Annotated in this window: 8 protein-coding genes; 6 read left to right on the top strand and 2 right to left on the bottom strand. The window is 33.9% G+C overall.

Going from position 1 to position 10,522, the window contains the following annotated elements:
* On the bottom strand, window positions 1–315 hold a 315-nt coding region (locus KJ678_01480), incomplete at its 3' end, for a hypothetical protein (protein ID MBU1016816.1).
* On the opposite strand from KJ678_01480, the gene KJ678_01475 reads away from it, so the two are divergent.
* The 4 genes from KJ678_01475 to KJ678_01460 are packed head-to-tail and all read left to right on the top strand — an operon-like array spanning window position 314 to window position 3,604.
* Window positions 314–1,075 carry an SDR family NAD(P)-dependent oxidoreductase gene (locus tag KJ678_01475; GenBank protein MBU1016815.1) on the top strand — a complete coding sequence of 254 codons (762 nt, stop codon included), beginning with the start codon at window positions 314–316 and terminating at the stop codon, window positions 1,073–1,075. The genes KJ678_01480 and KJ678_01475 overlap by 2 nt on opposite strands.
* A gap of 15 nt (window positions 1,076–1,090) precedes the next feature.
* The gene (locus KJ678_01470) at window positions 1,091–2,053 is read left to right on the top strand and encodes a glycosyltransferase family 2 protein (GenBank protein MBU1016814.1); all 963 of its coding nucleotides are present in this window, start codon (window positions 1,091–1,093) and stop codon (window positions 2,051–2,053) included.
* Complete coding sequence (locus KJ678_01465; GenBank protein MBU1016813.1) at window positions 2,028–2,981, top strand: class I SAM-dependent methyltransferase; 954 nt, start codon at window positions 2,028–2,030, stop codon at window positions 2,979–2,981. Before KJ678_01470 ends, KJ678_01465 begins: the two co-directional genes overlap by 26 nt.
* Window positions 2,978–3,604, top strand: coding sequence for a class I SAM-dependent methyltransferase (locus tag KJ678_01460; GenBank protein MBU1016812.1), 627 nt, complete (start codon window positions 2,978–2,980; stop codon window positions 3,602–3,604). Before KJ678_01465 ends, KJ678_01460 begins: the two co-directional genes overlap by 4 nt.
* Here the strand turns inward: KJ678_01460 and KJ678_01455 are convergent.
* The gene (locus KJ678_01455; protein ID MBU1016811.1) at window positions 3,601–5,463 is read right to left on the bottom strand and encodes a glycosyltransferase family 39 protein; all 1,863 of its coding nucleotides are present in this window, start codon (window positions 5,461–5,463) and stop codon (window positions 3,601–3,603) included. The genes KJ678_01460 and KJ678_01455 overlap by 4 nt on opposite strands.
* A gap of 35 nt (window positions 5,464–5,498) precedes the next feature.
* On the opposite strand from KJ678_01455, the gene KJ678_01450 reads away from it, so the two are divergent.
* Together KJ678_01450 and KJ678_01445 are read left to right on the top strand one after the other, a co-directional pair.
* Window positions 5,499–9,155, top strand: coding sequence for a hypothetical protein (locus KJ678_01450; GenBank protein ID MBU1016810.1), 3,657 nt, complete (start codon window positions 5,499–5,501; stop codon window positions 9,153–9,155).
* A gap of 263 nt (window positions 9,156–9,418) precedes the next feature.
* Window positions 9,419–10,522 (top strand): hypothetical protein (locus KJ678_01445; GenBank protein ID MBU1016809.1); only part of this gene is annotated, 1,104 nt, incomplete at its 3' end.

Genomic DNA, 10,522 nt, shown 5'->3' with positions numbered 1-10,522 from the left:
TTGGGCAAGATTTGGTCTTAAAATATAACCATGATTTTCAAGAACAGCGTAAAGAGCAGAAGCAGCATGTCCTGCGCTTAGGATGAATCTCTCCTCTTTTCGTTTTATCTGATATACCGCTTCGATAATATCTACACAGGATAAGGAAGAACCTAAGTGGCTTTCATTAGCTTTGTAGGTTATTTCAATTATCTTTCTTCTATTTCTAATTTGTTCTTTTAACATTAACATAAGCATATCATTTCCAATCGATACTACGGGTGATGCTATCACACTGTTGTATTTATTTTCAATAATATATATATTGTAGGTCATGTCAAAATTTTTAATAACAGGTGTTTCCTCAGGGATTGGAAGGGTACTTACTAAGCGACTTATTGGAGAGGGGCACATAGTTTGGGGTATCGCAAGAGGAGAGGATCTTTTGATTGACCTTAAAAGGGAACTTAAAAACTCCAAATTATTTATTTATAGTCACTTTGATGTTTCCGGAGACGGGGTATGGGGTATTTTTGTCTCTCAAATGAAAAAAGCTGATTTTATACCAGATGTGGTGATTTTTGATGCGGCAATTTTAAAAAACGATTTAGCTGATGGTTTAGATGTGGGGCTTACTAAGAAGATACTCGATGTCAATTTTCTTAGTATATTATATGCAATTAGAGAACTGTTACCTATTTTTCGTGAAAGAACGCAGTTTATTGCCATATCATCATCATCTGCATTTAAAGGTAGTGGGGTCGAAGGCGTTGGATATCCGTCGAGTAAGGCGGCTTTGTCAATTGCTTTCGAAAGTTTACATCAGAAATACGGCTGTAATTATTCCTTTAAAGTTGTATTTTTCGGTCCTGTAAGGACTGGGATGACCCCATTCAAGAGGCGTTTTCCTCTATCACTTTCTGTTGAGGATGCGGTTTCCAGCATTTTAAAATCTATTCAAGGGACACGAGTTTTGTATTTCTATCCTGCGTTATTGTTTTTCTTTGTTAAAGCGATTAGATTACTTCCTTCCGATCTTTACTTTAAAATTTTATCCAGATTGGAAAGTTTTCATGCTAAAATGGAAAGGCTATAGTTTTTCTTAACGATTATGCTTACCAAAAAGAAAATTTCTGTTATACCGATTGCCTATAAAGACGAAGGTAATATACAAGAATTGTATAAAAGGCTCACAAAGGTATTGACCGGTGTAACCTCTGATTACGAAATAATATATGTAAATGATGCCAGTCCTGATGAGTCTCAAGCAATATTGGAAAAATTAGCCAAGAAAGATAAAAAGTTAACTGTAATTACACATTCTAGGAATTTTGGGGCTCAAAGCGCTTTTACTACAGGGATGTTACAAGCAGTGGGGGATGCTGTAATATTGATGGATGGGGATTTACAGGATCCACCAGAGCTTATTGTGGATTTTGTTAAAAAATGGTTAGAGGGTTATGAGGTTGTTTATGGTTCCAGGAAGAAAAGGGAAAAGAGCATGGGGAAGTTTTGGGAATTTGCGTATCACAGCTTTTATGTCCTATTTAATAAGTTAAGTTATGTTAAGGTTCCCATGGATGCGGGAGATTTCTCTTTAATGGACAGAAGAGTGGTTGATTGTATTAATGATTTGCCCGAAAAAGACAGATTTATACGTGGCTTGAGGGCGTGGGTTGGTTTTAAACAAATTGGTATATCTTATGTCAGACCCGAACGATTTTCTGGTTCTGGAGTAGCTACAAATAGTATCTGGAAAGGAATTTTTTGGGTTCGCAAAGCAATTTTCTCCTTTTCGTACGCGCCTTTAGAATGGGTTTTCTATACAGCACTATTTGGAGTTTTTGTTTCTCTTGTCGCGATTTTGTTTTATGTAATTTTATATTTCCTCAATCCAGATACCCCCAGGGGTTTTTTAACTTTATTAGTGGCAGTGTTATTTATTGGAAGTGTGCAGTTGGTTGTTTTAAGTATTATTTGCGAGTACCTAAGAAGGGTTTTTGAAGAGGTGAAAAATAGACCTTATTCTATTATAGAAAGTATAACTAATGACCACAAAAAGCAAAAAAAATAAATTAGATAAAATGTCTGCAGATACGAGTAGTTGTGCAATCTGCAATTGCAAAGGAAATTACAAAATATTACTTCATAGTACATTAAGAGACGATTATTCCGATATCAATATGGAAAACTTTTCTGCAAGACGATTACCTGATCGTGTACATGGAACTATAGTAAGATGTGTAAAGTGTAATTTGGTGCGTACTTTGGAAGTTGTTAATCCCATATTTCTCTCACTTTTATATAGACGAAGTGATTTTACTTACAAAGATATTTTAGAAAATCTCACCAGGACTTATATGAGCGTCATTTTTAAGGCGGTAAAATATCTAGAAAAAAAGAAATCGTTTTTAGAAATAGGTTGTGGGAACGGATTCTTGTTCAAGGATGTAGTGTCTCTGGGGTTTAAAAATGTTGTAGGTGTGGAACCCAGTATCAATGCAATTTCCTTTGCAGAGGAACACATAAGGCCTCTAATAAAAAACACAGTCTTAAAGGATAATATATTTCCTCCAGCAAGTTTTGACATGTTAGCTGGATTCCAAGTCTTTGACCATATTCAGAATCCCAACAAGTTCCTATCTGTTTGTTACGATATTCTTAAGACGGGGGGTATTTTGGTTTTAATGAACCACAATGTGAACTCTTTTTCAGCAAAAATACTCAAAGGTAAGAGCCCAATATATGATATAGAGCATCCCTATCTGTATGGGGTTGATACTATGCGTTCTATTTTGATAAAAAACGGCTTCGATGTGGTAAATTCTTATAATCCCGGATCCTATTTTAGCCTTAGATATATTGCTAGACTATTTCCATTGCCTAAAAAATTAAAGATGGACATCATTAACTCTAGATGTAAGTTTCTTGACATTACGGTTAAAACACATCCCGGAAATTTGTGCTTAATAGCTAGAAAAGTCAACAAAAAATCGACATGAATTCTAAAATATTAAATTACCTATCGGAGATACCTTTTCTTTGGATTATTTTTGAGAGCGTTTTTGGTGCTGATCGCCAAAAACAGATATTATATAAATCTGTTTATAAGCCTAGGTACAAGATTTTAGATTTTGGATGTTCTGTCGGTAATACCACAGCCGCGTTTACAGATTTTGATTATTGGGGTTATGATATTGACCCTAAATGTATAAAATACGCTCAAAAAAGATGGGAACGATTTTCGAATGTGCATTTTATATGTGGAGATATTTTAAAAAAAGAACTTGCTCCGGAAAGCTTCGATTTTGTATTGTTTGCTGGTACAGGGCATCATTTAAACGATATAGAGATAATACCCATATTTAACGAGCTAATAAGGTTGTTAAAAGAGAGGGGCGAGTTGTGGTTTTTTGATATAACAAGACCTAATAAAAACAGTCCCTTAACTGCTAGGATTTTAGCAAGAATTGACAGGGGTCGGTATTTGAGAACCCCAGAAGAGTACAGGAAAATTATAGATGAGCTTAAGTTTATTAGGGTAAGTGAGGAAATGGTTTTTCCTGTTAGGGGGGTTCTAATCCAACAGGAAGATTATTGTTTTTTTAGACTAACAAAAATTTAATATTTTTTTTGGAACTGATAAATTCTAACCACAGGACCTATTTGGTTTTTAGTTGGTCTAAATTCTTTGATCAGTTTTATTTCCTTCTGCTCGTTCATTATTGTTTTAAAGTAATCTCTGCCCCCCTTAGCCAAGTAGTACAAAAGTTCGTGTTGTGTTCCCGTAGCTATTTTTCCATCATGATTACTAAATTGAGCAATCTGGTCTTTGTAATAGACATTATGGAGATATTCTTTATCAACATCTGACGATTCGAGAAACAATCCATATGTGTAACTTTCTATGACTAAATATTCAACATTGTTCTCTTTTAGCTTAGCCAAAGGAACAAAGTTAAAATAACTGTAAAGGTCCATAAAAACAGGTTCTTTGCTAGCTAAAGCAATTTTATCCGTGGGCATTATTATTGGCCAATGAGGATTGTCCAAAGATTCAATCATTTGGTAAATCTGATACTTAGGTTTGTCACTTATTGTACTTAAATAGGCATCTTTTATGTTACTTGGTACCATGTCCTGATAATATTTTTCAGCGATTTTATTTTTCAGAATCATCGGAATATCCGATTTGATGGGAACCGCATATGCCGCCCAATCGACCGCAATTCTTGTATTTGGTGGGATGTTATCTTCGATCCAAGACTTTGCTACTTGTCTTGTCTCGGGAAAGTTTTTAGCATTATTGAATTTTGAGAGTTGTACTATATTTGGGGCTATTATAGCAATTACTAATATAAGTGACAGTTTGCCACTCGCCTTTATTTTTTTTAGCAGGAGAAAAAGTGCCTCAGCTCCTTTAAGACACATGATTGGTATTAGTGAAACAAAAAGGTGCATCCATCTAAAAGCCCAGTTGTGGTAAAAAATTAAATAGGTGACAATAAGTATTAAATATGAAATATCACTACGGCTACGATTTTTTAGTGATTTAATTATGCCAATAAGCAGTATTATCCCCAACAAATTATCAAAGGTTACTAGTTCTTTAACTAGCCAAAGGGTTATGCTTGGTATGGTGTAGCTAAAATAAGGGGTTGATGAAAAGGCAACTTTTCCTGCCCCGGAGCCTTGGAGTAGAAAGTCCAAGGAGCTTTTAAATTTGAAAATCCAATTAAGATTGCCTACGACACCAAAGAGGAATGAAAAAAGCGCAAATAAGACCCATCCTTTAATTACAGTTTTTTTGTTTTTTTCATCACGGGTGGTTTTTATAATGGTATATAGTAGTGTGGGAACTAATAGTACGGTAGTGTGATGAGACGATAAAGCAATACCAAATAAAAATCCCGAAAACGCGTATGTTTTTGGGTTTTTGTTTACAAAAATAAGATTAATTCCAAAGAAAGCAATAAGTGAAGCAAGTGCAGACAATGTTTGGTGCAACACGAACTGGGATTCCAAAACTAATTGCCACTCAACTGCCAGAAATATTGCCGCAATTAGTCCTACGCAGTGTGATTTTTTTATTTTTAATCCCCAAAGGTATCCGATTACTATAGTTACACATCCTAAGACGCATGTAGTTATTCTTGATAAGATTAGAATCCTAGAAGGGTCGACTAAGAATCTAATCGCAAAATCAAATTTGTCTTGATATATCCCAAAAATCTTTCCAAAAAAGAAAGCAAGCCCATAAGTTATTGCAAGAATGTATTTGAATAGTGATGGGTAGTTAATGTTTTCTGATATTGGAGATAATCTTTGTATCATTGACAAAGTGTCTAGGATGATCCTAGTTTCATCGGGATGGAAAAGATCTGGGGTTCCATACTTTATCCCCGAAAGCCTCAATACAGCTCCTATTAGCAGGATGAAAATAAGTGTGATAGTAAAAATTATTTTTTTTGTTATAATCTTCATGTGTAGAAAGATATCAGTTTGTCGGTTTTAATTAAATGAGCAAAATCTTACCCAAAATAACCCCTATTTTTATAAAGATATTAGCAAAAAAGTCGTACTTGTTAATTTCATTAGTTGTCTTACTGATAACTTTTATTTGGTCTCCATTGGAGTATTCCGTTAGTTTAGAAGAACTTCACTTTCCAAATTACGAAGTATTGTTAAGAACCTCTTTTTTTTCTTGGACAAAAGTATTTGGTGGCGGTTCGCCAGCTTCTCCAGATACAACCTCTCTTTTGATGCCTAATTCATTTCTGTATAAATTTTTCATATTCTTAGGTCTTTCGCATCAGATGTCCCAAAAAATGTTTCTTATTTTTATTCTTTTCTTTATCTCGTTGTCCTTCTACAAATTTTCTAGTCTTTTCACCAAGAAAAACTACATCGCATCAGTTTGTTTTCTAATTTATGTAGTAAATATGTATGTTGCTAAATCGATAGGTTATACTGCCAAGTCTTTTCAGATTATCCTTCTGCCCCTCCTGTTCTTTTTGTCGTATAAGTATTTCATGGCAGGAAAAATAAAGTATGTTTTTATAACTTATCTTACGGTGTTTCTGTTTCAGGCAATATTTACGAATCTCCCACAGGCCATAACTACTTTTTTTGTTTGGATTATGAGTTTGTTTTATATTTTTTATGTCAAGTCAACTGTTCCCAGACCATCCAAAATAACGGTCTCTAAAAGATTTTTTGCTTTAGCCATTTCTTTAACACCGATATTTTTTTACCACGCACTGATCTTTTACTGCTCGGTTACCGATTCTTTCAAGAATAACCCATCCGCCTATTCTTTTACGGCTTTTTACTCATCTATTATTAAGATTCTGCAATTTCGAGGTGCGTGGTGGGAAAATAGCGGATATTTAGGAGTTCCCTATGACCACCTGTACCAGGTTTATAATAGTTTTTTTGTTTCTCTTTTCTCCATTTCAATCCCAATTTTAATATTTGGTTCAATGTGTTTTTTCTACCCTAGGACGGATGCTAGGACTAAAAAAAAGCTCTTCTTTTGGTTTTTCTGGTCACTGTTTTTTTTAACCTTATCAAGCGGTGTTGTTTTTTTCCCAGGTTTCTATAGATTTATGTATGATCATATTCCTTTTGCCAATGTATTCAGAGAGCCTTGGTCAAAATTTATGGCTCTGTTTATTTTTTCATTTTCTGCATTAAGTATAATTACTTTAGAAAATCTAAGAAAGATACTTATTAGAAAGCCCGTGTTACAAATTTTTGTTATTGTACTTGCAGTTGTTACCATTTTACGAGGGTATTATTTTTTTAGCCCAAATTTATTCGATGGTGCTAATAGGGGATGGAAAAAAACCTTTATCAGAATTCCCGATTATTGGTATGAATACCAGAACTGGACTAGAACTTTAACTGATGAGGTAATTCTCCCCATTCCATTTTTTAGATCCGTGGCAGATAGGTTGTACAATTGGTATCCAGATGAAGTTGGAAACTCATCATTGCCAATACCGTTTCTTTTAGGGGAGTCGCAAGTCTTTGAATATAAACCCGAGGATAAAAATTCCACCCTGTTATTTGAAATGCTTTCGACTAAGGGTTGCAATTTATTTTCTACTTCAAGAGTTGATTTTGTGCTTCTTCAAAATGATCTCAACATTTTGAATGATAAGTTACATTATTCAGAGCAATTTGAGAATATTAGAGGTTGTCTTGAAGATAGTATTTACAAAAGTTTTGGAGATAAATTATTTTTATATAAAGTGAGGTTAGAATACACTTTACCTCAATTTACTACACCTTCTCCCAATGTTTACTACAATAGTGTTCCAGAAGGAGTGATTCATGACACGGGACTAAATATTGGCCCAAGAGGGGTATTTTTGAATGGTTGGTTGGACGATGTGAAAACAGCAAAAATTGATCTTTTAAGAAAGTCGGTTTATGTAATAGAAAATGAAAAAAAATATTTTGATATTGACAAATTAACATGGAATAGGGGATGGGCCACTTCATCTGACACTAGAATTAGGCCGGACACCATTATTTATAAACTTGTAGAGATAAAAGATGCGATATCTGTTTGGAATAATAAGGATGTTCTTGACAAAGTGGATATATTAACTTGGTTAAGTTACAAGAAAAGCGTCGAAATTAAAACCTACAAAGGTTTAAATCTTGGAAAAGAAATGTCTGGTTTGGAGTCCTATCTTGATAGAGCCATAAAGCTTCTGTTTTTTTATCCTACTGATTCCAGAGACTCAGAATATTGGGCATCTTTATCAAAGACCCTTCTATATTCAAGAAAAATCGAAGATAATCTACTTTCTGTGAAAGATCAAGACATAGATGTTAGGAACTTTGTTAAACTTAGAACGGACTTTGAAAAAAGAGTTAGAGATTACAGTTTTGCAAGTTCTATAGATACTCAATATAAATTTTCTGTAAAAGACAGCGGTGTTTATGACCTTTCGCTGAAGAACGATTTTGGTCTTGGCAAACCAGAAATGGGTTTGGAGTTTAAGCTAATTAACTCCGCGACCGAGGACATATTATTTCAGGATCATGCGGATTCTTTGAAGGAGAATAAATATATGTTAGGCTCCGTAAATTTGTTAAGTAATATTCCATATCGTTTGGAGGTTAGATACAACAAGAATGAATATTTGGTAGGAAACAGTGATTGGAGACAAGTTGGTATTTTGGATAGTAGCACTGGTGTGAATGATACCGCAGGTGTTCTTATAAATAGTTTTCCAAGGCTCACCAACAACGATTTGCCATACGCTATAATAGCAGATTCGTTGCAAAAGTATGGTGGGAGGTATTTTGATATGACAGGTTGGAATCCAAGTAGCTCTTATGCTTACGATTTTATCGTATCAGCAGAAAACGGTGTTCTAAATATCGTTATAGTTGAGCAATCAAATAATTATGATTATGTAAATGATAAAGAAGTAGAGAACTCTGGAATAATTTTTTGGGGTGAGTTTCCGACAAAGACTTTGGGTGTTAATGCTCCCTTGGTAAATAAAAAGATAAGTGGTTTTCTCAGATCGTCCATGAATGCCAAAAAGATTCTAGTGTATGCCTTTATTGATCCCTCTTGTTGTTCTGATAGCTCATCAAGCTTTTTGTTAAAGGAATTTAGTTTTAGGCTTTTAATAGATCCCAAGCTAGTTTTAGAGCAACAAACAGAAGTGGCTACACCTTATATAAATGAAGCTTCCTTTGTTAAAATTAATCCGACATTATATCAAGTTACGGTGGACGCCAATCAAGAGAATTTAGGTCTACTGTTTAATCAAAGGTTTAGTAGGTATTGGAAAATCTATCAAAAGGAAGGGGAGATTTTCAATGGATTTTTCTATAATTGTGAAAACAAAAATATTATGAAATATTTTTGCCAGTTTCAGAATATATTCAAACGACCATTAGATGAAATCTATCACAACAGCTCCATAAACAATCTAAATTATTGGAATATAAAAACCGGCAGTTTAGATGGAAATCACAACAGTTTTATAGTATTTGTTGAATATGTTCCTCAAAGGTGGTTTTTAGTTTCTTTAGCTCTCTCCTTTCTCGGATTTATTGGTTCCCTAGTTGGGTTATTTGTTGATTTACTAAAATCAAATATACCAACTAATTTTCATTTCAATGCCAAAAACAGAGGTAAATAATAAGATAGGGAAAATCTTGCCATTCTTATATCCAGCAATAGCACTGGTAATTATTGATATTTTTATCCCTTTCTATTTTGTACCTGTTTATATCCTGGTATTTTTTTTGGTTTACAAAATAGACAAGTGGGTACAAATTTCATTTTTTGCCATCGGGGTGTTTTTTACCGCATTAACATTTATTTCTTGGGTTATGGAAATGGTAAATTTGCTCTCCCCGTCGTACAAATCATCTGCTTGGTCCTATTTAGTATTGGTTTTTTGTGCTTATAAAATGTTTGTGGAAAGAGACAGTAATAGAAGTTAATTTCATTAATTATTTATTTATGGGTATTATATTGGGGGGATTTGGGGATCAAGTAGAATTTATTGTAAGAATTTGGTGGGAACGATTTTATTTGAGTGGTGTGGAACATAATTCCTATCACAATATTCTTTTTGGGGCACCTTTTGGTCAGATTTATCAAAATCTACTCAATACCAACCAACCGATTTTTTGGAGCCTCCTTCGTTTTGGTATGAAGGTTTTTGGGTCTGTGGATTTTCTTTTTATTTCTTCCGCTTTGGCTTTGCTCATTTCTTTTGTGGCAACCTTTGCCTTTTTTAAAAAATTGGGCATTCAAATTGTTCTAGCAGGGGCTCTTTCGTTGATCTTTTCAGTATCACCATTTTATTGTATTCATGTCGGACGACACATTGATTTAATTCAGTTTTGGGTCATACCCGTTAGTGGGTTGACTTTAGTTAAAATAATTGAATTTAAAGGCAATAAGTTTTGGCATATTTCTTTCTCAATTGGGCTGGGGAGTTTAATATTTCTGGCGACTTTGTTGAGTAATTATTTAGGATTTTTTATTTTGCTTTTTTATTTTGTTTTTTTGATCTCCACCTTTTTAGTTAGGAAACTTTTTGGAGATTTATCTCTTTTTACTTTAAAAAGAATTTTAGGCTCGATCGTTGTGTCGATGATAATTTTTTTGTCTTTACTAATCTTAACTTTGTTTCCATATATTAAGTCTAATTACTACCAGAAATTATTTTCCAAAAATAATTTGCTACAAAGTGGAGATGTATTTACAGTTCAAAGATCTTTGGAGGATTTTCAGAATTTTAGTGGGAGACCATGGTATTTAGTTTTGCCTCCAATTCAAAATCCAGTATTTGGAGGGGTTACGAAATCGGTTTTAAATTGGATGAAGAGCGATTGGGGGTATTTTTTGGCGGACGATTATTTTAATAATGAAAGTCCCGAGATGTTTTTGGGATGGGGGAACATTTTAGTTTTTATTTTTTCAATAGCTTATTTTGTAAAGAGATCCAAATGTCAAATGACAAATGACAAAATTAAAACAGCATTAATTTTTGGA

The organism is Patescibacteria group bacterium (assembly GCA_018817085.1).
Lineage (GTDB): Bacteria > Patescibacteriota > WWE3 > CG2-30-40-12 > CG2-30-40-12 > CG2-30-40-12.
The sequence above is the reverse complement of the archived record's forward strand: the minus strand, read 5'-3'. Positions and strand labels throughout refer to the sequence as shown.